The sequence below is a fragment of the Paraburkholderia sp. J7 genome (assembly GCF_905220155.1).
GTDB lineage: Bacteria > Pseudomonadota > Gammaproteobacteria > Burkholderiales > Burkholderiaceae > Paraburkholderia.
On sequence record NZ_CAJMYZ010000012.1, the window covers coordinates 203,113 to 226,988 of the forward strand.

Here is a 23,876-nt window from a genome sequence, read left to right on the forward strand (position 1 = left end):
TATCGAATGCCTTCATTTTTATTACGAAAGAGGCGGCCGGCATAAATTCATCGATTGCACTAAAGATTCGTATGAGGGTTGCCGATACCCTCGGATGAGCAGATAAATATGATTGCAAACACGCGGCGTGAGAGCCGCTCCTGGGTTACCGCGTAAGCCCGCGCCTGCGGGGATCGAAACGAATGCAAAGCCGATGGCCTGTCTACGCGTGCAGCACACGCCTGCGCGCGCCGTTCACCCTCCTGGCGAGCGCGTCCCCACGGCGCTGCACAGTTACGCCGCCGCATTCAAGCTCGATGGCACGGCCACGACTCCAGCGGGTGGATAAGGCCTGGGCATGGCGGACACTGCGAAATCCGTCCAGTGCGTCGCGCGATCTGCGCCGGGAACAAGGACACGACAAAGACGGGAGAGGCCAGTAATGAAGGTTCACGCTAGTGCGCTCACGCTGCTGCATTGGTTGGCGCAACGCGAAAGTGCATCGGTCAGCGAAATGACGGCGTCGGGCTTGATGAGTTCGCGAGAAGCCTCCGATGTCGTTCGCTACGCCATGCGCAATGGCGCCGCTGAGCGCATCAATACCGGTGCGAGTGCGCGCGGAACCGCGCGCTACCGGTCAACCGGCGTGCCTCTGCCGGAGCCCCGGACGTCTCCGGCCGGTGCATCGTTCGACGGCTTGTTGAGCGCATGGGGAATCACGCAGCAGCCCCCCGAGCTTCCCGCAGTGCGTACGCGCGTGTATCAGATCGAAGAGAACGGTCAGGACCATCGCGGTGCGAATCGCCTCGCCAAGCAAAAGCTCAATGATTGAAGGTCACTGAGAGCGACCTGGAAACAAGACGAATCAACGCTGTGCCAACACGAGGCCGCATCCAGCTCCTGCGCGCGGGCGGTCTCGATAATAAAGAGAGTAAAGAAGAGAAAAACATGAGAGTACGTCCTTATCAATTCCGGGGAAAACGCACCTTGCTGGTCGCAGTAATGGCAGGTGTTGCTTCATTTGCAATTTGCGAGTCCTCTGCGCAGGCTGCCTTGGGCGAGAGGCTCGGCTCGGGGGAAATCGAAGCCTCCGCGCTCAGAGGTCGGTTGAAATCGACTCAATCGACTTCCACCTACACCACCCAGGTGATCACGCTGCCCACCGGCACGACGGTACGCGAATACGCCAATGCCTCCGGGCAGATTTTCGCTGTGTCCTGGAGCGGGCCGCGCCCGCCGGACCTGTCGCAATTGTTCGGCACTTACTTCTCCGAATATAAGGCCACACTGCAGACACCTGCTCACAGTGACCTGCACCGACACGTCGCGGTCGAGTCGGCACAGATGAAATATGTGGGAGGTGGCCGCATGAACCATATGCAAGGCACGGCCTGGTTGCCCTCCGCGGTTCCCTCGGGTGTCACGCCGGAGGAACTGAAATGAGCGCGATTCGCAATGCATTTTGGGCTATGAGCGTCTGTCTCGTGCTGGCTGCTTGCGGCGGCGGTGGCGGGAGCAGCGGTAACAGCGGTAACAGCGGCCAGACCGCGCAGTCGAGCACACCGGGATCGTCGGGCACGAGCAACGGCGCGACCACAAGCGACCCTTCGCTGGGCACGGGTAACGTTCTGCCGATTCGCGTAGATACGTCATTGACGCCCGCCGGTGCCGGCTATGCGCCCAATCTTCCGGTGGCAACGGTGACGGTGTGCGTCCACGGCACCACGCAATGTGCGATCGTGACTGACGTTCTGGTGGATACCGGCTCGGTCGGGCTGCGTCTTACGTCTTCGGCGCTCGGCGCATTGGCAAGCGTGCTACCCGTGCAGAAAGACGGCAGCGGCAATGCACTCGGCGAGTGCTATCCGTTCGCAGATGGACGGTATTTCTGGGGGCCGGTAGCTACCGCCGACATCAAGCTGGCCGGGGAGGTCGCGACCAACGTGCCGATGATGATCGACGGCACGCCGAGCGGATTTCCTGCAGCGCCGAGTGCCTGCGGCATCACCCTCGCTGACACGCCTTCGTCTATTGGCGCCAACGGGATTCTGGGTGTAGCGAATCTCGTGGAGGATTGCCCGGGTTGCGCGAGCAATGCGTCGAACGACATCTACTATTCGTGTAATACGACGACCGGAACCTGCACGTCGACAGCAGTGAGCGCAGCGGCCCAGATTCAGAACCCGGTGGCGCTTTTCCAGCAGGACAACAATGGCGTGATTGTCGAGTTGCCCGCCATTTCGGCCGCGGGACAGGCGTCCGTCGATGGTTCACTGGTGTTTGGGATAGGAACACAATCGAACAATACGTTCAATGCGACGTCGGTATTGGGCTATGACGCGAACCAGTACATCTCGACCACGTACAACTCGCAGGTCCTGCCCGAGTCATACGTCGACAGCGGATCGAACGGCCTGTTTTTCACGGACAGCTCGATTACCCAGTGCGCTGGCGGGAGCGGATGGTACTGCCCGACGGCCACCCTGGCGCTGAATGCGACAGCCTTTGGCAACGCAGGAAACACGACGCCCGTGAGCATGTCGTTCATGGTCGCCAACGAGAATACGCTTGCGAGCACGCGCGCCTCAGCTTTCAACAATCTCGCGGCCAGCGGAACGAGCGGCACGTTCGATTGGGGATTGCCGTTCTTCTTCGGCCGCAATGTCTACTTCTCGATTGCAGGCAGGACGGCGCCTGGCGGGACCTCGCCTTACGTCGCGTTCTAATGGTTGATTGACCGCGTGCAGTCCTCACGCGGCAAAAGAGCGATCACGCAGCTCGTGCGTGGTCGCTCTTTGTTTTTTGGGCGCGCTAACGCGCCAGCCGCTCCCGAAGAAACTCGATGAAGCGCTGCGTCTTCGCGGGCAGCAGACGCGTTTCCGTCATCGCGTAGACCGGCGTGGGCGCGCCATGCCACTGCGGCAAAATCCGCCGCAACGTCCCACTGGCCACTTCGTCTGCGACGATTTCCTCCGGCAACAGCACGATGCCCATATCGAGGGTGGCAAGACGGCGGATCATCCCGACGCTGTTGAGTGTGAACCGTCCACCCACTGCAACCGTGGCCGTGCGCTTTGCGTCATGCAAGGTCCACGTGCCTGTCTTCAGGATTCCCAGGCATTCGTGCTGCTCCAGATCAAGCGGTTTGACTGGTTCGCCCGCGCGTTCGAGATAGCCCGGCGAGGCATACAGGTAAGGCGTGAGCGACGCCAGCAGACGCGCAACGAGTTGCGAGCTTTCGGACTCCCCCATGCGGATTGCCACGTCGAACGGGTCGCTCACCAGATCGACGCGTCGCGGGTTCAGTTCGAAATCGAACGTGATGGCGGGGTACAGAGCGGCGAATTCGGCGATCAAGGGCGCGAGGTAGGTGACGGCGAAATCGACCGGAAACGAGGCCCGCAGCACGCCGCTGGGTTGCGCGACCATGTCGCCCAGGTGCTCGTGCGCGAGGCGCGCTTCATCGACAATGCGCTTGCAGCGCTCGAAGTAGACCTGGCCCGCTTCGGTCAATTCGATCTTGCGCGTCGTGCGGTGCAAGAGGCGCAGGCCGATGGCTTTTTCCAGGCCGCTGATGCGGCGCGAGAGCGTGGAGTTCGGCATGCCCGTCGCCTCGGCGGCACTGCGAAACCCCTTGGCTTTGACGACCTCCACGAACAAGGCCATGTCGTTCAGTAGCTCCACCCTGAGTGCTCCATTTGTGGATCAATGTAATCCAAATTACCATATTTATCCCAATCGTGAAGCAGGCGATGATGCTCGCATCCAAACCAGTCGAGGTGATCATCATGAGCAAGCTTTTCGATTCCGTGCGCGTTGGGCGCTACACGCTGTCAAACCGTCTGGTCATGGCGCCCATGACGCGTTCGCGCGCGCAGGCCGACGGCACGCCCGGTGAACTGGCTGCCGAGTATTACGCACAGCGCGCGAGCGTTGGATTGATCGTGAGCGAGGGCACACAGCCTTCGGAAGACGGGCAGGGCTACCTCACCACCCCTGGCATTTATCACGACGCCCATACGGCCGGGTGGAAAAAGGTCACCTCGGCTGTCCATGCGCGAGGCGGCCATCTCTTCATTCAGTTGATGCACGCCGGCCGCATGTCGCATCCCGACAATACGCGGCATCATCGCGTGGGCGTCGCGCCTTCGGCAATCGCGCCGGGCACGGCCATGTTCACGGCGAGCGGCATGCAGGACATTCCCGTACCGCGTGCCCTGAGTACCGCGGAAATCCGCCAGACGGTGCAGGACTTCCGCGCTGCGGCCCGCCGCGCGGTCGACGCCGGCGCCGACGGCGTCGAAATCCACGGTGCGAACGCTTATCTGGTTCAGCAGTTCTTCGCGCCGAGCGCCAATACGCGCACCGACGAATACGGCGGCTCGATTGAAAACCGGGCCCGTTTTGCGCTCGAGGTCGTGGCCGCCATTGCCGCGGAAATCGGCGCGGACCGCACGGCTATCCGGCTCTCGCCTGGCACGACCCTGTGGGGCGTCGACGAAGGCCCGCAGGGCCCCGATCTCAACCGCTATCTGGTCGCCGAACTCGACAAGCTGGGTCTCGCTTATCTGCACATCGCGCATCAGGGCGACGAAGCGTTGCTGGCGGACATTCGCAAGCTGTGGAAGGGCACGTTGATCGTGAACCGGGCTGGCCGCCCGCGCGAGCAGATCGGCGCCGATGTAGCCAGTGGGCTCGCGGATCTGGAGTCCTACGGCCAGATGGTGCTGGCGAATCCGGATTTCGTGACCCGCCTGCAGCGCAACGCGGCGATGAACGCGGCGGATCGCAACGGCTTCTTCGGGGGCGCAGCGCAAGGCTATACGGATTATCCGAGCTTGAGCGAAACGGCTGACGCCTGACGCGGCGAGCAAGGCGGGGGCCAGCGAGTCATTGGCCGTGCCGGCGCGCAACCGCCTCCCTTGTGCGGTATCGAATGGCTCACGCGAGCGGTCCCGCGAGGGCGCGCCGGTACCACGCATGGAAATGCCGCATGCCGTCCTCAAGCGGCGACTGATACGGCCCGGCGTCGCTGATGCCGCGCCGATTCAGCCGCAGACGTCCTGCGTCCATGCGCTCGGCGATCTCGTCGTCCTCGATCATCGTTTCCAGATACGCGGCGCGCTGCGCCTCGATGAATTCGCGCTCGAAGGCCGCGATCTCCTCGGGGTAGTAAAACTCCACCACGTTGAGCGTTTCCTGCGGGCCCTTCGGATAGAGCGTCGAGACCACGAGCACGTGCGGGTAAAGCTCGATCATCTGAGTGGGGAAATACGCGAGCCAGATGGCGCCGAACTCGGGCGCCGCGCCGCCGCGATACTCGAGCAGCCTGTCGTGCCACGCGCGATAGATCTCGGAACCCGGCTGCGCAAGCGCGGCGTGCACGCCCACGCGCTGCATGCTGTACGTATCGGCGAATTCCCAGTCGAGCGTGTCGCAGGTCACGAAGCGCCCGAGCCCAGGGTGGAACGGCGCGACGTGATAATCCTCCAGATACACTTCGATAAAGGTCTTCCAGTTGTACCGGCAGGTATGGGTTTCGACATGATCGAGCACGTAGCCGGAGAAGTCGAACTCCGGGCGCGCAAAAACGCGCGCCATGTCGCGCGCGGGCTCGCGTGGACCCTCGTAGAGCAGCCCATGACAATTTCGGAGTTCGAAGCGTTCGAGATTGCGGCACGGTTTGCGCTCGAATTCGGGTGCGCCGATCAGCTCGCCGCCAGGGGCGTAGGTCCAGCGATGCAAGGGACACACGATGTTGCCGCCGCTCGCGGCCAGATTGCCTTGAGCGGGGGTGCTGACGTTGCCGGCCATCCCGCCCAGCATGAGCGCCTGCCGATGGCGGCACACGTTCGAAAGCAATTGCACGCCGTGCTCACCGCGCACCAGCACGCGGCCGCCTTCGTCCTGCAGCAGGTGCCGCCAGTCGCCGCGCTCGGGCACCGACTGTTCGTGGCCCACGTATAGCGCCGAATGCGCGAAGATACGCGCCATCTCGCGCTCGAACAGCCCCTCGTCGAAATAGGCGCTCGCGGGCAACTGGTCGTGCGCCTCCTCCGTGTCGGGCGGCAGCGCGAGATGCGCGAGGTCACTGATATCGTTCATCGGTCGGTTTCATCCTGTTTCGTGTTGCGCATTCAGGCGCACGATGCGTTCATGCTTGTCCAGCCGCGGACAGGTGCTGCAGAGTTCGCCGTCGCGGCGGCGGTAGTGGTAGCAGCAGGTGCGGCGCTCGAGCGCGAGTGCACGCGCGCCGTTCGTGCGCGAGAACGGGAAATAGCCTGAGTGACCCTCCAGACCGAGCGCCGCGAGCCACTGCCGCCCATGCCCCTCGACTTGCGCGTCGCTCCATTCGGGCCGTGCCTTGCGTGCCGCAAGGAGCGCGGCGAGTACCACATCGGCTTGCGTGCCGCGCACCGATGCCGGGTTCAGACGGATCACCGGCATCAGTTCGTCGTGCATCTGCTCGCAGCACGCGACGATTTCGCGCGCGGCGTGAGCGATCAGCGCATGCGTGTCGCCTTGCGCCGGATCGTGATCGCGGATGTGGACCGCACCGGTCCAGCCGTCGGCAATGGGCTGCGCAATGTCTCGCAGTGACAGCGACACGCCCGAAGCATGCACGCCGATCACGCTCAAATAGAGCGGCTGCCAGATCAGAATGCCCCAGCAGCGCGACGACCAGTAAGGGCGGCCCGCCTCGGGGTAGGTGCGCGACCAGAAGTCAAGCATCGCTTCGAGGGCGGTGCGATTGGACTCGATGCCGCCCGACGCCGGGCGCGTATGCACGATAGCCGCGGCAGGGCGCGTTGCCACCACGCCCTGCAACCCCGGCACGAGCCGCGCGGCGAAACACAGCATGTCGTCGAGCGCGCGGTTCGCCACCATGCTTACGCCGCGACCGCTTCGGCGCTCATGCCGTTGACCTGTGCGGCGCTGTGCAGCGCGCCACGCCTGCCCGCGAGCGGATTGCGCAGATTGCCCGCCATCTTCAGGTTGCCCGCGGGATCGGCGAGATTGACCATCTGCAGGTTGTTGCCCAGTTGCAGACGGTTCAGGCACGAGTGGAGGAACTCGGGCGCGAAGAGATCGTATTCGGCGTATTTTCCTGCCAGTTGCGGGTGCGCTTCCTGATAGCGCGCGACGCAGCGCGCCACCGTGTCCCAGAACACGTCTTCCGTGCAGCAACCGTGCTCGACGAGTACCTGGTTCATATAGCGGAAAAAGCCGTCGAACACGTCGATGAAGATCGCGAGCAGCTTGACGCGTTCGGGCACGTCCACGGCGAGGCGCTTGACGTTTTCCGGCAGCTGCGCGTCCTTGTTGAGGATGGCCGACTCTTCGGCGATGTCCTTCATGATCGCGCGCACGGGCACATGGTTTTCGAGCACGAGGATGAGATTTTCGCCGTGCGGCATGAACACGAGATCGTGCGCGTAGAAGCAGTGAACGAGCGGCGCGAGATACGCCTCCATATATCGCTCGAGCCACGCCTGCGCCGAGAGCCCCGAAGCCTCGATCAGCGCGGGCAGCAGCGCCGCGCCGTGGCGGTCCGTATGCAGCAGCGCGGCCATGGTCATGAGCCGCTGGCCTTCTCCGGCGAGGTTCAGCGGATTCTCGCGCCAGAGCGCCGAGAACATCTTCTTGTAGGGGCTATCCGCCTGCACGGCCGCTTCGTAATAACGATTTCGAAAGCCGATGGACGCGACTTCACGCAGGATAGTGAACCCTTGGTCCTGCAGATACGGGTCGCTCGCCACCAGGCCCTTGATGTAGTCGTTGATGGCGGGCGTGCCCGACATGTAGTACGGCGAGAGGCCGCGCATGAAGCCCATGTTGAGAATCGAGAGTGACGTTTTCACATAGCGCTTCGAACGATCCGAGAGATTGAAAAACGTGCGGATCGACTGCTGGGCCGAATAGCGGTCGTCGCCGTAGCCGAGGCAAATGATGCGATGGGTCGCGACATAGCTTGCGAACGCGATCGAAAGCTTGTTGAACCACTGCCACGGGTGCGCCGGCATCAGCCGATAGTCGGCGAAGTCCACGCCGCGCGCTTCGACCGTCGAGCGAAAGCGCGCGATGGTTTCCGTGCCCAGTTCTTCCTCCATCAGCTGTTCGTAATCGAGGTCGGCGGCGCTGTGGAACGCGGCGTTCTCTTTGTGCACGGCGAGCCAGACGACCTGGACCGGCGAGCCTGCCTCGGGAGCGAATGCGCGATAGTCGCCTGCGTCGAAGCCGAGCCGTCCGTTGTTGGCGACGAAGCCCGGATGGCCTTCGCTCATGGCGGTTTCAATCGCCTGGAAGTCGGCATTCAGGAGTTCGGGCGTGTTCGGGCCGTCCTTCACGGCTTTGTAGGCGGCGCCATACAGCGTGCTGCTGATTTCATCGAGGTAGATGGGCAGCATTTCCTCCTTGATGCCAAGCCGCGCTTTCACGTCGAGAATGAAGGCGAGCGCGTCGAGCGGTTGAGGCGAACCATCCTGCGAACACACGATCGTTTCGGCGCGAATGCTCCAGTGGCGCAGCGCGAGCAGGCGCGCGTCGAACGTGTAGACGCGCGTGCCGTCGTCGGATTCGAGCGCATAGCGAGCGTAGTGCTCGCCGGGGGCGTCGCCCACGCGCTGCGGCTCGACAATCAACTCGTGCGCGTACTCGGCAATGGCCTTGCGTACCAGCATGCGGTTTGCGCGCTGCCAGACTTCGGGGGTGAGGTGGGCGGCGGCCTCGTGGGGCGCGAGGAGAATGTGTTGCATGGAAGCCTGAGCTGCGACGTGATTCATGATGCGATGTCCTTATTGAATTTAGTGATCCTGCGTAATGGCTGCGTAAAAATCAGCGCGCGTGCAAAACGCGAGCGAGGCGATCTTTTCGCGGAACGCGACGTCCTTCGTGTATACGAAGCCCATCGCACGATTCAGGGCGTGGATGCGCGCGTTGCGCGCATCGGGCTCGACAACGACGCGTTGGGCGCCAAGGCGCTCGAACAGGAACGCCATGAGCGTTTCGAACACGTGGCGCGTATAGCCGGACCTTCGTATGGCAGCGGGCCCGACGAACAGGTGCATGCCGAGGTCGCCCGTACGCACGTCGTAGTGATCGCCAATCTCTTCGTGCGCCGGGTCGTAGCTTTCAAACAGGAAGGCGGGCGCGCCATCGTGCAGTCCGAGCCAGGCGCGTGCGTGCCCCGAGTCCTCGATAGCCTGATAGAACGCGGCCACGTCCGCCACGCTCTTCTCGCGCATGTTCCAGAATGCCGCGCGTTCTTCGACGAACCAGCGGTGCAGCGTGGGCGCGTCGCGTTGCGCGTCGAGCGCCCGGATATGAAAGGCCTCTGGCCTGGCGATGCGTGCAGCCGCGACATGACGCAACGCGACTTCGTCGGCAGCGATTTCAGTTCGCACGAGCGGTGACTCCTGTTTCGGCAATCGGGTTGGAGAGGGCGGCGCCTTGGGCGCGTGGCAGGGCGAGCAGCCAGACGCTCGCGAGCGCCGTGACAACGAGGCCTGCCGAGGCCACGAAGAACGGTGCGCGCAAGCCGGCTTCATCGACAATGGCGCCGGCTGCGAACGAGGCCAGCAGCACACCAAGGTTCTGGAAGAAGTTGATGACGCTGTAGTCGGCGGCATAGGAGGCGGGCGTGCTCAGTGCGAACATCGTCACGTCGAGCTTCACGACAATCTGGAACAGTGCCCAGCCGAACATCACGCGACCCGCGACGATCCACAGCGGCGCTTCCACGCCTTGCAGCAGCATGCCGGCGGTGCAGAGCAGCAGGTTCGCGAGCATGTGGTCGGGCACGCGTTTGCCTTGCGCGGCGAGCCGCTTGTTCAGGCGCAGCGCGACGAGCGCAACCATGCCGGGAATGGCGAACACGAGCCCCGGAACCAGCTCGCCGGGTGCATGGGTGACCGCCTGCCAGTACGACGCCATGAATGGGCGGATGAGATAGACACAGAAGTCGAAGGCGAGCATGAGCAGGGCGAGGCGCAGGATCGGCATGCGCGCACGCAGGCCAGGCTTGGACTGGGCATCAGCGGATTCGCCGGCAAACCGGCAGCGCCGCGCAATGCCATGCGTGCGGATCAGCGCAAGGCAGATCGCCATCTGCACGAAGTCGCCTGCGGCCATCGCGAAGATGCAGTGATGCGCGTCCCAGACCTGCATGACGAAGCCGCCCGCCACTGCGCCCGCAATCGCGCCGAAATGTACGACCACGGAAAGCACGCCGATGGTATGCGCATGCGATTCTTTCGCTTCGAGCCGCATCATGTACGGGTACATCAGCAGATAGCTGCTTTTGCACATGAACATGGCAAGCGAGAGCACCCAGAAGAGCGCCACCGTGGGCGCGAAATAGCTGGCCACTGAAAGCACGCCCGCGGCGCATTGCGTGTAGACGAGCAGATGCATGGCGTCGAGCCGCTTCGCAATGCGCGCCCAGAGCGGCAGCGTGAGCATCACGACGATCGAGATGAACGCCACGTAAGCGCCCGCGTGCACCGGGCTCGTCACGCCATAGCGCGCCGCGAAGAATTGCGGGTAGAACGGAATCAGGATTGCGTCGCTGATAACGGCAAAGGTCGTCATCAGAATGATCGTGCTGCGCAGCTTCATTGCGCCTCCAGCGGCACTTTCACGAACGCTTCCGTGTCGGGCACCGAGAAGTCCTGCAGCGCGATGCGCCGCTCGATCTTGTAGTGTTCGACACCGGTCAGCTCGCGCAGAATGCAGGAGTTGCGATAGCAGCTCATGCCAAGGTCGGGGTTGGTCAGCCCGTGGCTGTAGAGCCCCGCGTTTTGCACAAAGATCTCGCGCCCGCTCACGTCGATCGCATAGTTGCGCGAGAGGCGGTAGCGTCCTTTGTCGTCCCAGCGAATGCGGGTGCGAATGCCGTCGATGAAGCCGGGCACATTTTGCCCATAGCCGGTCGCGAAGATCGCACCGTCGGTGACATGCGTGTATTGCACGCCCTCGTCGCGCTGGACGAAGCGCAGGTGAAAGCGGTCGTCTACGCGGTCGTAGTGGCACGCGCTCAGTTCGGAATTGGTGATGAGGCGCGCGCTGTTGCTGCCGCGGCTGCGCCGGTCGTCGAGCAGGTCGTAGATCTGGTTGATGAGCGAGGCGTTGACGCCTTTGTAGAGACTGTCCTGCTTGGCGATGATGTTTTCGCGCACACCGTCCGGCAGGTTGTAGAAGTAGTCGATGTAGTCGGGCGAGATCATTTCCAGCGTAAGCTTGGTGTTCTCCATCTGGAAGAAGCGTGGCGAGCGTGTGATCCACGTGAGCGAGTAGTCGTGCTCGTCGCTCTCCTTGAGCAGGTCGTAGAAGATCTCGGCGGCGCTCTGGCCGCTGCCGATCACGGCGATCGAACGCTTTTGCTGCAACTCGGTTTTGCGCGCGACGTAATGTGCGCTGTGGATGCAGCGCTCGTGCAGCTCGCCGCAGCACGGCGGCAATTGCGGCACCGAGCCCACGCCGATCACGAGACGCAACGCGCGATGCGTGAACGGCTGCCCGGTGCGCGTGTGCCGCCCGCTCACTACGTAGTAGCCGTGCTGGGCATCGTATTCAACGTGCTCCACACTCGAGCCGAACGCGATGCTCGAAAGCTGGCTGATGGCCCATTTGCAGTAACGGTTATATTCGGCGCGGCTCAGATAAAAGCGCTCGCGAATGTAATACGCATAGAGCTTGCCTTCCTGCTTGCAGTAGTTGAGAAAACTGAACTTGCTTTTGGGGTCGGCGAGACTCACGAGGTCGGCGAGAAACGGGTTTTGCAGCGTGGTGTCGTCGATCAGCATGCCCGGATGCCAGTCGAAATCCTCGTTGCGTTCGAGGAACAGGCCGCGCAGATCGCGGATCGGGTCGGCCAGGCAGGCGAGGCTCAGGTTGAACGGCCCGAGGCCGATCGCCACGAAGTCGAGCACGCGCGAGGACGGACCCGGCTGGATATTAGTTGTACTCATGATTGAACTTTCACCTGGTGCGGAAAGGACCATGTCGAGTTACCTCATCGAAGGACGAATACGGCGAGAAAGCTCACGAGACGCAACCGCGCAACCGTTTGCGCGGGCGGGTGGTGTTCCGGTGCGAATGAGATTGATTCGCGTTTGAGGATCATAGGAAAGTCGCCGCCCAATGGCAAGCGCGAAACGTATCCGGTCAGGATTCCAAACTATCGTGTTTGCCCAATACGCATCGCGGCTGTCCTGTGCGATCGGCGGCAAAGTCAGGCTGCACCGAGGCGCGCGCCGAATTGGCTGCGGTAAGGAAAGCGTAGGCTTCGCCGCTCCGGCGCCCCATTTTTGGCGTCAAATCATCCTACGAAAGACCCTGTGCGTTGCAGGGGTTACATGCGCGCGGGGAATATTTCGGCTCTAATCGCGCGCGATTCGCCTGTGCGAGGCCACGAGCTTTGGGAAATCGTGATGCGATGATCTCAAACGTCCACGTGCGCTACGTGTTCACGCAGGTTTGCGCGGCGGCGGGCTGTGCCGTGCGAGAAATCGATCGAGTTGCCCGGCGAACGTCTTGCTATCACGCGCGCTGAACGGCGCCGGACCGCCCGTTTCAATGCCTGCATTGCGCAGTTGATCCATCACGTCGCGCATCGTCAGCCGTTCCTGAATGTTTTCGCGTGTGAACCAGTTGCCGCGCGGATCGAGTGCCTGTGCGCTTTTGTCGAGCACGGCGGCGGCAAGCGGTATGTCCGCCGTGATCACGAGGTCGCCCGGCTCGACCAGTTCGACAATGCGGGCATCGGCCGCATCGAATCCCGCCGGCACCTGAACCGACTTGATGAAGGGCGACGGCGGTGTGCGCAGATATTGGTTTGCAACCAGCGTTACCTGGACTTCGGCACGCCGCGCGGCCCGAAACAGCATGTCCTTGATGACGGCGGGGCAGGCGTCAGCGTCGACCAGCACTTGCATAGAGGGATTCCCGGCACAGTAAAGCGCGATCATATCGCACTGCGGGAGATGCGCCGCGCATTGCGCGACGTGTCCGGTAGCTTCGTGCGGCACTGCGTTTTCCTTGCAATTGCCTGCGTTCGTGCCAACAATGAGTTCGCAATGGAGCCGCATGCCCCGACCTGATACTGCGAAGACGGAGCGGATATGAGCGACGCTGCCCACGGATTCGATGCCGCTGGGGAACACAGGGACTCAAACGGGCTGCGGCTGGGCGCGCTTGTTGCCCTCGTCGTGGGGTCGATGATCGGCGGCGGCATATTTTCGTTGCCGCAGAATATGGCCGCTTCCGCAGGCGTGGGCGCCGTTCTGATTGGCTGGGTCATTACCGCCTTCGGCATGCTGGCGCTCGCGCTGGTGTTCCAGACACTCGCCAACCGCAAGCCGAATCTCGACGGCGGCGTCTACGCTTATGCCAAGGCCGGATTCGGCAATTACATGGGCTTCGCCTCGGCCTGGGGCTACTGGATCAGCGCGTGGCTTGGCAACGTTGGCTACTACGTGCTGCTCTTCAGTACGCTCGGGTATTTTTTCCCCGTATTCGGCGAGGGCAATACGCTGCCCGCTATCGCCTGCTCTTCAGTGCTGCTCTGGAGCGTGCATTTTCTGGTGCTGCGCGGCATCAAGGAAGCGAGTTTCATCAATCAGATCACGACGATTGCGAAGATCGTTCCGCTCGTTCTGTTCATTCTCATTTGCCTGCTTGCGTTCAGGCTGGATATCTTTTCGGCAGATATCTGGGCGAGCACGAATCCGTCGCTGGGCAGCGTGCTGGATCAGGTCCGCAACATGATGCTCGTCACGGTGTGGGTGTTCGTCGGCATAGAAGGGGCGACCGTTTTCTCGGCGCGCGCAGCGGACCGCAAGAGCGTTGGCAAGGCGACCGTCATCGGCTTCTTCATCGTTCTTCTTGTGCTGGTGCTCGTCAACGTGCTGGCGCTCGGTATCATGAACCAGCGTCAACTCGCCGGGCTGAAGAATCCGTCGATGGCAGGCGTGCTCGAACACGTTATCGGACATTGGGGCGTGGTGCTGGTGAGCGTGGGGCTGGCCATTTCGCTGGCCGGCGCGTTGCTGTCGTGGGTCATGCTGTGCGCGGAGATTCTGTTCTCGGCCGCGCGGGATCGCACGATGCCTGCGTTCCTGCGCAAGGAAAACGCGAGCCAGGTGCCGGCAAACGCGTTATGGCTCACCAACGGCATGGTGCAGGTGTTTTTGCTCATCACGCTGGTGTCGAAAGGCACGTACCTCTCGCTGATCTATCTCGCGACCTCGATGATTCTCGTGCCTTACTTCTGGTCGGCGATCTATGCGTTACTGCTCGCCATTCGTGGCGAGACCTACGAGCTGTCAAACAAGGACCGCCGCAGGGATTTGTTGATTGCCGCGGTTTCCGTGCTCTACGCGGCCTGGCTGCTGTATGCAGGCGGCGTGAAATACCTTCTGCTTTCGTCGCTGCTTTATGCGCCGAGCGTCATCTTGTTCGCCAAGGCGAGGCGCGAAGCCGGGCAGCCAGTGTTTACTCATCTGGAGAAAGTCGTCTTTGCAGCCGTGCTCGTTGCCGCCGCCGTGGCCGGCTACGGTTTGTATCGCGGGCTGCTGAGTCTTTGATTGCCTGGCCGATAGCCGATACGCGCTTATGCCGCTTACACCAGGAGACACCACAGCGCAAAGAGCGGGGTGGCCCCCGAGCGCATGGCGTGCAGGCTGTTGGGGGTGTTGTGCAGGCCGCCGCCGATGCCCGGATCGAACCAGTCTTCTTCACGTTGGCGGAATTCCCCCGCGCTGAGCAGCACATAGGCTTCTTCAGGGGGATGCCGATGATCGGGGTATCGCGTGTGAGGCGCGAGCAGCGAAAAGCCTAGCTGGATGTCGTAACGGCTTTCCATGCCACCTGGGCCGCAAATCATGCCGTGCACGTGTTTCTCGACATAGTCTTCGCTGCCGTTCGATCCGGAAGTGCGCCGCTGCCAACCCATAGCGGGTTCGAGCAGCTTGATCGCGCGAGCCGCGTCGCCGAGTCCAGTGGTGTCGTCAAGCAGCGGTGCGAGCGCGGAGTCGAGGAGGGCACACGCGGGATAGCGTGTGCTGTTGCACCTGCCGTCGTCGGACGGCTGTTCAAGGCGCTCGAATACTTTCACGGCCAACTGGCGGCCCGCTTCCGGCAACGCTGCTGACTGAAACAGCGTTCGGGCAATGCGAATGAATTGCTCGAGGTTCTCATGTCGCTGATACACGGGGGCTCCTGTAATCTTTCGATAGTGCTTACAAGGTCAGCGCGGTGCCGGGTCGCCTCGCAGCCACTCAATGAGCTGCATGATGACCGGCGTGATGGTCCGGCCGTGAGGCACCACGACGAACCAGGCATCGCTGGGGCGCAATGTTGCGACGTCGATGCGGACCAGCTCTCCGGAACGAAGCAGATCGTCGACGAGGCGGTTCCAGCCCAGTGTAATGCCCTGTCCATAGCGCACTGCCTGAATCGCGTCCGTGTAGAGGCTGCACCGCAGCACCGTATTCAAACGCGTGGGCCGATACCCGACGGCGCGAAACCATTCGCTCCACACCATCCATCCTTCGGACGTCGCATCCGACTCCACGAGCGCCATCTTCGCCAGCTCGTCGAGCGAGCGGGGCATGCCGTACTCCTGAAGAAACTGCGGCGAGCAAACCGGAAAGACTTCTGCATCGAACAGCAAGGTCGAGGTCCCGTCCGGCCAGTTGCCGTCGCCATAGCGCACGGCGACGTCGACCTCGACATGCCGAAGGTCGGCCGTAAACATCTCGGTCGATAACCGCAGTTGCAACGGGGGATCGAGCTTCTTCAGCTTTGCGAGCCGAGGCAAGAGCCGCAATTGCGAAAATGCGGCGGTCGATGCCAGCACCAGTTCTCTTTGCTCGGTTCCGCTCACCAGCCGATCGAACACGCCTGCGATCTTTTGCATGGACTCCGCGACGACCCGGTAGAGCGCTTCGCCTTCGCTCGTCAGATCGATCGAACGGTGCAGCCGGTGAAAGAGCGGCACGCCCAGTGTTGCTTCGAGGAACTTGACCTGTCTGCTCACGGCGGACTGCGTGACGCCCAGTTCGCTTGCCGCATAGGTGAAGCTCCCGAGCCGCGCTACGGCTTCGAATTCGACAAGGGCGGTCAGCGAGGGAACGATGCGACGATAGCCTTTCGTTGCTTTGGTGGTTTTCATCCGCGCTCACATCTGTCGACGGGTAATCCTGGTCTGACAATTCGTGCCAAACGGCCCGCGAGGCGCATTGCGGGCACCTCGTTCCGGGCGCATTTTCGCATGATTTAAATGAATGTGAAGCAGCTTATAAAGCGCGTTGACGGTGGAATTCGGCGGTCCAATACTTCACGCCATACCAGCGTCCCACGCGCTAGGAAGCGCGTTCATCATGAGGCTCACCATGTCAGAGGTTCAAATTCAAACGCACCGTGAACTACTCAATAGCCGCGAGAAAGGGCACGGCATGCCCGGTGAATTGTTCGGGCGCCAGGACGTCTTCGAAACGGACGTCGAGGTGTTCTTTCACAAGCTGTGGATTCTGGTTGGCGTGACGGCTGACGTGCCGGAGCCGGGCGATGTTCACACGGTGGATATCGGCCGGGCGTCGATCATCATCGTGCGCGACGACGACGAGAACGTGCGTGCTTATCGCAACGTGTGCCGCCATCGCGGCTCGCGCATCATGAAGAAGGCCGGCAAGGCGAGCGTGGGGATGCTCGTATGCCCGTACCATCAGTGGACGTACGATCTCGATGGGAGCCTCAAGCATTCGACGCACATGGGCAAGGGCTTCGACACAGGTTGTCACAGCCTGATTCCGGTCCATGTGAAGACGGTCGGCGCGCATGTTTTCGTTTGCCTCGCCGACGCGCCACCCGCCGACTTCGAAAAGCTCGAAACCGTCATGACGCCGCGCTTCGCGCCGTACGACCTCACGCGCACGAAGATCGCCCATGAAATGGAGATCGTGGAAATCGGCAACTGGAAGCTCGTCATGGAAAACAACCGCGAGTGCTACCACTGCGCGGGCACGCATCCGGAGTTGACGAACTCGTTTCTTGCGGAAGACTTCGGCTTTTGCCCGGATGGCCAGAGCGACGAATCGCTGCAGGCCTATGACGCTTACCTGAAGCGCAATTCGGCATGCCAGGAGAACTGGGAAAAGGCCGGCTATGTGTGCGGCACGGTCGAAGCGCTCGACGAAAGCGTGGATACCAATTTCCGGACTCAGCGCCTCGTAATCTCGGGCGCAAACGAATCGCAGACGCTCGACACGAAAGTGGCCTGCACGAAGCTGCTTGGTGACGTGCAACGGCGCGATCTCGGCGACGTGCACATGTGGGGTCATCATTCGTGGACGCACGTGATGAGCGACCATGCCGTGATTGCCTATGGCTTGCCGCTTGCGCCCGACAAGACGCTCGTGCGCACGGTCTGGTTAGTCCACGCCGACGCGGTTGAAGGCGTGGATTACGACCTGAAGAGACTCACGGAAGTGTGGGTCGCGACGACGACCCAGGACGCGGAGCTCGTTGGGAACACCCATGCGGGAACGCAGGATCCTGCCTATATTCCGGGACCTTTCTCGAACTTTACCGAGGCAGCGCTGGACCAGTTTTCGCGCTGGTACGACGCGAAGCTGAAGGCTCACGGAATTTGAGGTCGCCATGAACCTAGCCGCAGATACATGTTTCATCGCGCGGGGTGGGGAAATGCCCGATCGCTTTTGTAGTGCGAGCACGTGGGAGCGCGCAGACTCGCAGTGGCCGAGCCACGAGCAACGTACGCTCACGTGCACGCGTGTGTCCGCCGAGACTCACGACGTGCGGACATTCGTGTTCAGCACGCGGGATGGCCAGCTTTTTAGCTTCGAGCCGGGGCAATTCATCACTGTGTCCGCTGAGATCGACGGCAAGGAGGTCAGCCGTTGCTACACGATCGCTTCGCCGCCTACACGGCCCTATACGGTTTCCATCACGGTCAAGCGGGTACCGGGCGGCGTTATGTCGAACTGGCTGCACGAGAACATGAGAGAAGGCGTCGAATTGAAGGCGTTCGGGCCGTCGGGCGTATTCACGCCTGCTTCGGGGCCGGCTGCCAGGAGTCTTTATCTTTCTGCGGGATCGGGCGTCACGCCGTTGATGTCGATGACGCGAGCAGCGCTCGACCTGGGACTGAACCGCGACATCGTGTTCATTCATAGCGCGCGAACGCCGGAGGACATTATCTTCCGCCACGAGCTTGCGCATTTGTGCGCGCTCTCGGACAAGCTGCGGGTCGTCCACGTGTGCGAGGCGCACGGGGGCGAGCCGGCCTGGTCGGGTCCTGTGGGGCGTCTCAGTCTCGATCTGCTGATGGACCATGTGCCGGACTACCGTGACCGCGAGGTGTTTGTCTGCGGCCCCGGCGGCTATATGGAAGCTTCCAGAAAGATGCTCGCGGAGGGTGGCCACGACCCCTCGCGCTACCACCAGGAAAGCTTCAACTTCGCGCAGACGGTGGAGTGCACTCAAGAGCCGGCCGCTCAATCCGGCTTTACGGTGCAACTGGCGCGCTCGGGCCGCTCGTTCACCATGGACGCCTCGCAAACCGTGCTCGCCGCGGCGCGCAAGGCCGGTGTGCCCTTGCCGTCGTCATGCAGTCAGGGCATATGCGGGACCTGCAAGACGAAAGTGCTCGAAGGTGCCGTAGACATGAAACACAATGGCGGCATTCGCCCGCGCGAAATCGAGAAGGGTATGCGGTTAATGTGCTGCAGCCGCCCGACTTCAAACCTGGTTCTCGATTTGTAGCAGAAGGAGCGCGGTCTGAGCTGTTTCGACGGCTGCTTAGCCTGACCTGAAATGATCCTGTGCCCCGTAATGGGGCAATTCCTTTTTTGTCGTCTGAACTTTCGCCCCTTCCTCGCGGTTTTCGCGCATTTTCCTGGTAGTTTCCCTGACTGAATCCCGCCAGGGCTTTCCCTTGTTCGACACGGTGGGCCCCGTCTGGCGAGGACTGGCCGGACGGCGCCGTTTCCGGCACTCAATTTCCTGCAAAGCCCCGGCCTATATGGCGAATGCGCGCTACGTGCGTATTCGCTAAACATTTCATCGCCTTCTGCGTGCCTCGCACGCATTACCAAAGGTATGGGAAAGGGTCGAAAAAATGTAGCTGGAGCGCGCAATTTGGATTGCTACGCTGCAATCACTGCATCAGCGACTGCGCCGGAACCGGAATCAACAAAGGATTGGATTCGACGCCAGGCAGACGTTAATGCGAGCTGAATCGCCGCGCTAGAACTTCTGGTCGTAACGGAGTTCGCCAGCATCAATTTTCTGAACCAGCCAGTTGGGATGACAAATGGCCCCTCATCTGACGTTCGCACCGGGCGACGCAATGCCGCCAGGCGCAATCAACACAGCGGGTACGCCTTCGGTGGCCCGGCCCATTGCCCTATCAGGCACGGACATTCTCACGGTCAAGAACCTGTCGAAGATCTTCGGTCCGAAGCCCGAGATTGCCGCGCAACTGGTCAAGCAGGGGCTGGGCCGAGATGAAGTCTTCAAGCGCACCGGCAACATGGTGGCGGTCAACAACGTCAGCCTCAACGTGAAGGCCGGCGAGATCTTCGTCATCATGGGTCTTTCGGGTTCCGGTAAATCGACGCTCGTGCGCCTGCTCAACCGGCTCATTGAACCGACGTCCGGCCAGGTCGTGCTCGAAGGCCGCGATATCGCGCCCATGTCCACGCCTGAGCTGCGTGAAGTGCGCCGCAAGAAGATGGCGATGGTGTTCCAGTCGTTTGCGCTGCTGCCGAACCGCACGGTACTCGACAACATTGCGTATGGCCTCGAAGTCGCGGGCATGAAGAAGTCCGAGCGCTATGCAATCGCTCGCGCCGCGCTCACGCGCGTGGGTCTTGGCTCGTATGAAAAGCTTTTGCCTGGCGAACTCTCGGGCGGCATGCAGCAACGGGTCGGTCTTGCGCGCGCCCTCGCGGTCAATCCTGCCGTGCTGCTGATGGATGAAGCTTTCTCGGCACTCGATCCGCTCATCCGCTTCGAAATGCAGAGCGAATTGCTGCGGCTTCAGAAGGAGGAGCAGCGAACCATCGTCTTCATTTCGCACGATATCGAAGAGGCCATCAAGATCGGCGGCCGTATCGGCATCATGAAAGACGGTTGCCTGATCCAGGTCGGCACGCCGGCTGAACTCATTCAGTCGCCGGCAGACGACTACGTGCGGGACTTTTTCCGTCACGTCGACGTTTCGCGCTTCCTCAAGGCCGACCGCCTGATGACCCGTGTCGAGCGCGGACTCATTGCCGGCGACGTCGGTGCGCCCGCCGAGCGTTACCTCAATCAACTGATCGACAGCGGCGCCGAGTGTGGCTATGTGTGCGACCAAGCCGGCCGCTACCAGGGCTGCGTCACGCCCGCTTCGCTGCACAAGGCGGGCGCCCAACCGCTGCGCGAAGCGCTGCTCAAGGACCTGAGCACGGTCTCGCTGGACACCGACCTGCACGAACTCAGCGCGATCGCATTGAGCCAGCAACACGACGTGCCGGTCACGGACGCGGCGGGCAAGCTCGCGGGCGTCGTGTCGTGCCGAACGATACTCAAACAGGTTATGGAGCGGAGGGCAGCATGAATTCGTCAGGCATCGGCAAGTTCGCAGAGAACGCCGTCAATTTTCTCTTCAATCACTTCCAGGGCGGGTTCAACGCGTTTTCCGCGGCGCTCGGCGCTGTCGTCAAACTGCTCGAGGACGGTCTGGGCGCTATCCCATTCCTCGCGATGCTGGTGTTTCTCGTGGCGTTTGCGTTGTGGCGCCGTGGCATCGCGTTCGCGGTGTTCGTCGGCATCGCGCTGATGCTCATTCACTACATGGGACTGTGGCCGCAGACCGTTGCGACGCTCGCGCTCGTCGTGGCCGCGACGGTGTTCAGTCTGATTGTCGGCGTGCCGCTCGGCATCTGGGGCGCGCGAAACAAGCGCGTGGAAATGATCCTGCGCTCACTGCTCGATTTCATGCAGACCATGCCGGCGTTCGTTTATCTGATCCCTGCCGTGATCCTGTTCGGGTTGGGCCGCGTGCCTGCCGTGATCGCAACGGTCGTGTTCGCCATGCCGCCTGTCGTGCGACTCACGACGCTCGGCATCCGCCAGGTGCGCGAGGAACTGCTGGAAGCGGGCCGCTCGTTCGGCAGCACGGACGCGCAACTGCTCTGGAAAATCCAGCTGCCGAATGCATTGCCGTCCATCATGGCCGGCGTGAACCAGACCATCATGATGTCGCTTTCGATGGTCGTGATCGCCTCGATGATCGGCGCGGGCGGCCTGGGTGAATATGTGTTGAGCGGCATTCAGCGCCTCGACATCGGCATCGGCTTCGAAGGCGGGCTCGGTGTCGTGCTGCTCGCCATCGTGCTGGACCGCCTGACGGAGACGTTTGGTGCGAAGGCGAAGAAGAGAAGATCTGTCGCGAAAGTGAGCAAGGGCAGCACCACCGAAGCCGCGCATAGCTGACCAGCCGGTTACCTGCCTGCAAGTCATAGGCAGGTAACCGTGAAGGAACGGGTAGTTTCCACATCAATACGGAGTACTAACATGATTAGCGATGTTTTCAAATCACTCGTGACGAAGGTTGCGCTATCGACGGTTCTTGCCATGAGTGTCGGCGTCGGGTCTGCCGTGGCCGCGGAGCCGATCAAGATGGCGGTCACCGACTGGGCGGATGTACTCGCCACGGCCAATGTCGCCAAATACGTGCTCGAGACCAAACTGAACCAGCCGGTCAAGTTCGTCAATGCCGATATCGGCATTCAGTTTCAGGGCGTGGCGCGCGGCGATCTGGACATTATGGTGGGCGGCTGGCTGCCGGTGACGCACGCCGTGTACTACGCGAAGTACAAGAACGATCTGGACGATGTCGGCGTGATCTACACGGGCGGTAGAAACGGCTGGGCCGTGCCTGCATACGTGCCGGAGTCCCAGGTTTCGTCGATTTCCGATCTGAACAAACCGGAAGTCAAGAGCAAGCTCGACGGCACGATTCAGGGCATTGGTCCGGGTGCGGGCCTGATGCAAGCCTCGCAGAAGTCGGTTGAGGCATACAACCTGAACGGCTACAACCTGCAGTCATCGAGCGAAGCCGGCATGCTCGCTGCCGTGTCGCGTGCGTATCAAACGAAGCAATGGGTCGTGGCCACGGTCTGGAGCCCGCACTGGCTTTGGCAGAAATGGCAGATGCGCTATTTGAAGGACCCCAAGGGCACGCTGGGCGGTGAAGAGCAGATTCACGCGTTCGCGTCCAAACAGTTCGCCACGAAGTTTCCCCGCGCCGATGTGTTCTTCAAGCATTTCAAGCTGACGCTGGCTGATGTCGAAGCGATCGAGCTCGAAGGCAACAGCACGAACGACTACGCGAGCGCGGCGAAGAAGTTCGTCGACGCCCACCCGGACAAGCTGAAAGCCTGGCTGCAGCAGTAAGCCGGCGATCCGTATTCAAGGGGCAGGAAGGGCCCGCTGCCCCAGCGATTTTCAAGTTCCAGCAGGGCCTGCAAGACACGATTACTTCCTGGAGTGACCCGTGAGCGAAAACTCGTGCTTCTTTTCTGAAACGCTCCAAAGCCGTGACCCGGTCATAGCATCCGAGATCGCGCTCGAATTGCGCCGCCAGCAAACGCAGATCGAATTGATCGCCTCCGAGAATATCGTCTCGGCGGCAGTGATGGAAGCGCAAGGGACGGTGCTGACCAACAAGTATGCCGAGGGCTACCCGTCGAAGCGCTATTACGGCGGCTGCGAGCACGTGGACCGCGTCGAGGCGCTCGCCATCGACCGCGTGAAGGCGCTGTTCGACGCCGAGTACGCCAACGTGCAGCCGCATTCCGGCGCGCAGGCTAACGGTGCGGTCATGCTCGCCCTCGTGAAGCCCGGCGACACGGTGATGGGCATGTCGCTCGACGCGGGCGGCCACCTCACGCACGGCGCGCGACCGGCGCTATCCGGCAAGTGGTTCAACGCGGTGCAGTACGGCGTGAGCCCGCAGACGTACCGTATCGACTACGACGCGGTGCGCAGACAGGCGCAGGAGCACCGCCCGAAGCTCATGATCGCGGGCTATTCCGCGTATCCGCGCGCGCTCGACTTTGCGGCTTTCCGTGAAATCGCGGATAGCGTCGGTGCGCTGCTCATGGTCGACATGGCGCATATCGCAGGCATTGTCGCGGCCGGACGGCACGACAACCCGGTCAAGTACGCGGACGTGGTGACGTCGACCACGCACAAGACGCTTCGCGGTCCGCGCGGCGGCTTCATCCTCACCAACAACGCCGACATCGCGAAGAAGATCAACTCCGCCGTATTCCCCGGCCTGCAGGGCGGTCCGCTCATGCACGTCATTGCGGGCAAGGCGGTGGCGTTCGGCGAAGCGCTGCGTCCGGAGTTCGCGAGCTACATCGACCGCGTGCTGCGCAACGCCGCGGCGCTGGGCAACGTGCTGCAATCGGGCGGGCTCTCGCTCGTCACGGGCGGCACCGACAACCATCTGCTGCTCGTCGATCTTCGTTCCAAACGCATTACGGGCACGCAGGCCGAAAAAGCGCTCGAGCGCGCGGGCATCACCTGCAACAAGAACGGCATTCCGTTCGACACGGAAAACCCGACCGTGACCTCAGGGATCCGGCTCGGTACGCCTGCCGGCACGACGCGCGGATTCGGCGCGGCCCAGTTCGAGCAGATTGGCGAAATGATTCTTGAAGTGTTGGCGGGACTGGAGCGCGAGCCCGGCGGCGACGAGCAGGTCGAGCGCGCCGTGCGTAGCCGCGTGAGAGACCTGTGCCACCAGTTCCCGATTTATTCGCACGCCGACGCCCTGGCGTAAGCCAGGCGCTCAGGGCCGCGAATGCAGTGAATAT

General features: G+C 62.0%; 21 protein-coding genes. 11 read left to right on the forward strand and 10 right to left on the reverse strand.

Translation table 11 applies throughout. The annotated features are described in order from the left end of the window. Positions 1-421 precede the first annotated feature (421 nt). From U5A58_RS20930 to U5A58_RS20940, 3 genes are read left to right on the forward strand one after another with little or no spacing between them, the layout of a single operon-like run. Complete coding sequence (locus U5A58_RS20930; RefSeq protein WP_321962867.1) at positions 422-811, forward strand: hypothetical protein; 390 nt, start codon at positions 422-424, stop codon at positions 809-811. Then, positions 808-1,422 (forward strand): DUF2844 domain-containing protein, encoded by a 615-nt coding sequence (locus U5A58_RS20935; RefSeq protein ID WP_321962868.1) that lies wholly within the window; start codon positions 808-810, stop codon positions 1,420-1,422. The genes U5A58_RS20930 and U5A58_RS20935 overlap by 4 nt, the downstream gene beginning before the upstream one ends. 26 nt (positions 1,423-1,448) lie before the next feature. Continuing rightward, positions 1,449-2,705: a DUF3443 family protein gene (locus U5A58_RS20940; RefSeq protein ID WP_321962869.1), complete on the forward strand. Its 1,257-nt coding sequence runs from the start codon at positions 1,449-1,451 to the stop codon at positions 2,703-2,705. 85 nt (positions 2,706-2,790) lie between these two features. Here U5A58_RS20940 and U5A58_RS20945 read toward each other — a convergent pair whose 3' ends face one another. Continuing rightward, positions 2,791-3,663, reverse strand: a complete 873-nt coding sequence (locus tag U5A58_RS20945) for a LysR family transcriptional regulator (protein WP_321913612.1) — start codon at positions 3,661-3,663, stop codon at positions 2,791-2,793. A 104-nt stretch (positions 3,664-3,767) separates the two neighbouring features. On the opposite strand from U5A58_RS20945, the gene U5A58_RS20950 reads away from it, so the two are divergent. Next, positions 3,768-4,841 (forward strand): alkene reductase, encoded by a 1,074-nt coding sequence (locus tag U5A58_RS20950; RefSeq protein ID WP_321962870.1) that lies wholly within the window; start codon positions 3,768-3,770, stop codon positions 4,839-4,841. Positions 4,842-4,920: 79 nt separating this feature from the next. Here the strand turns inward: U5A58_RS20950 and U5A58_RS20955 are convergent, their stop codons facing one another. The 7 genes from U5A58_RS20955 to U5A58_RS20985 all read right to left on the reverse strand — a co-directional run bounded on the left by U5A58_RS20955 (position 4,921) and on the right by U5A58_RS20985 (position 12,914). After that, positions 4,921-6,084, reverse strand: coding sequence for an aromatic ring-hydroxylating dioxygenase subunit alpha (locus U5A58_RS20955; RefSeq protein ID WP_321962871.1), 1,164 nt, complete (start codon positions 6,082-6,084; stop codon positions 4,921-4,923). A gap of 9 nt (positions 6,085-6,093) precedes the next feature. Further along, positions 6,094-6,867, reverse strand: coding sequence for a siderophore ferric iron reductase (locus U5A58_RS20960; RefSeq protein WP_321962872.1), 774 nt, complete (start codon positions 6,865-6,867; stop codon positions 6,094-6,096). Positions 6,868-6,869: 2 nt separating this feature from the next. Next, on the reverse strand, positions 6,870-8,762 hold the full coding sequence (locus tag U5A58_RS20965) for an IucA/IucC family protein (protein ID WP_415774265.1): 1,893 nt from the start codon (positions 8,760-8,762) through the stop codon (positions 6,870-6,872). A gap of 21 nt (positions 8,763-8,783) precedes the next feature. Then, positions 8,784-9,383 carry a GNAT family N-acetyltransferase gene (locus U5A58_RS20970; RefSeq protein ID WP_321962873.1) on the reverse strand — a complete coding sequence of 200 codons (600 nt, stop codon included), beginning with the start codon at positions 9,381-9,383 and terminating at the stop codon, positions 8,784-8,786. After that, positions 9,373-10,596 (reverse strand): MFS transporter, encoded by a 1,224-nt coding sequence (locus U5A58_RS20975; protein WP_321962874.1) that lies wholly within the window; start codon positions 10,594-10,596, stop codon positions 9,373-9,375. The genes U5A58_RS20970 and U5A58_RS20975 overlap by 11 nt, the downstream gene beginning before the upstream one ends. Continuing rightward, a complete protein-coding gene (locus U5A58_RS20980; RefSeq protein WP_321962875.1) occupies positions 10,593-11,948 on the reverse strand; it encodes a lysine N(6)-hydroxylase/L-ornithine N(5)-oxygenase family protein in 1,356 nt (451 codons plus the stop codon). The genes U5A58_RS20975 and U5A58_RS20980 overlap by 4 nt, the downstream gene beginning before the upstream one ends. A gap of 498 nt (positions 11,949-12,446) precedes the next feature. After that, entirely contained in the window at positions 12,447-12,914 is a 468-nt protein-coding gene (locus U5A58_RS20985) for a YaiI/YqxD family protein (RefSeq protein ID WP_321937930.1), read from the reverse strand. A 186-nt stretch (positions 12,915-13,100) separates the two neighbouring features. Between U5A58_RS20985 and arcD the strand changes: the two genes are divergently transcribed. Beyond that, positions 13,101-14,564, forward strand: a complete 1,464-nt coding sequence (arcD, locus tag U5A58_RS20990; RefSeq protein WP_321962876.1) for an arginine-ornithine antiporter — start codon at positions 13,101-13,103, stop codon at positions 14,562-14,564. Positions 14,565-14,599: 35 nt separating this feature from the next. Here the strand turns inward: arcD and U5A58_RS20995 are convergent, their stop codons facing one another. Both U5A58_RS20995 and U5A58_RS21000 read right to left on the reverse strand, forming a co-directional pair. Next, positions 14,600-15,190, reverse strand: coding sequence for a dimethylsulfonioproprionate lyase family protein (locus tag U5A58_RS20995; protein ID WP_321962877.1), 591 nt, complete (start codon positions 15,188-15,190; stop codon positions 14,600-14,602). 36 nt (positions 15,191-15,226) lie between these two features. After that, positions 15,227-16,153 (reverse strand): LysR substrate-binding domain-containing protein, encoded by a 927-nt coding sequence (locus U5A58_RS21000; protein WP_321913499.1) that lies wholly within the window; start codon positions 16,151-16,153, stop codon positions 15,227-15,229. Positions 16,154-16,373: 220 nt separating this feature from the next. Between U5A58_RS21000 and U5A58_RS21005 the strand changes: the two genes are divergently transcribed. From U5A58_RS21005 to glyA, 6 genes are all read left to right on the forward strand, one after another. Next, positions 16,374-17,633, forward strand: a complete 1,260-nt coding sequence (locus U5A58_RS21005) for an aromatic ring-hydroxylating dioxygenase subunit alpha (protein WP_321962878.1) — start codon at positions 16,374-16,376, stop codon at positions 17,631-17,633. Positions 17,634-17,685: 52 nt separating this feature from the next. Continuing rightward, a complete protein-coding gene (locus tag U5A58_RS21010; RefSeq protein WP_321962879.1) occupies positions 17,686-18,765 on the forward strand; it encodes a hybrid-cluster NAD(P)-dependent oxidoreductase in 1,080 nt (359 codons plus the stop codon). A 550-nt stretch (positions 18,766-19,315) separates the two neighbouring features. Beyond that, complete coding sequence (locus U5A58_RS21015) at positions 19,316-20,605, forward strand: glycine betaine/L-proline ABC transporter ATP-binding protein (protein WP_321913496.1); 1,290 nt, start codon at positions 19,316-19,318, stop codon at positions 20,603-20,605. Beyond that, positions 20,602-21,483, forward strand: coding sequence for a proline/glycine betaine ABC transporter permease (locus U5A58_RS21020; protein ID WP_321937923.1), 882 nt, complete (start codon positions 20,602-20,604; stop codon positions 21,481-21,483). The genes U5A58_RS21015 and U5A58_RS21020 overlap by 4 nt, the downstream gene beginning before the upstream one ends. An 81-nt stretch (positions 21,484-21,564) precedes the next feature. After that, a complete protein-coding gene (locus U5A58_RS21025; RefSeq protein WP_321913494.1) occupies positions 21,565-22,446 on the forward strand; it encodes a glycine betaine ABC transporter substrate-binding protein in 882 nt (293 codons plus the stop codon). 100 nt (positions 22,447-22,546) lie between these two features. Beyond that, positions 22,547-23,842: a serine hydroxymethyltransferase gene (glyA, locus tag U5A58_RS21030; RefSeq protein WP_321962880.1), complete on the forward strand. Its 1,296-nt coding sequence runs from the start codon at positions 22,547-22,549 to the stop codon at positions 23,840-23,842. The last annotated feature ends 34 nt before the right edge of the window (positions 23,843-23,876 follow it).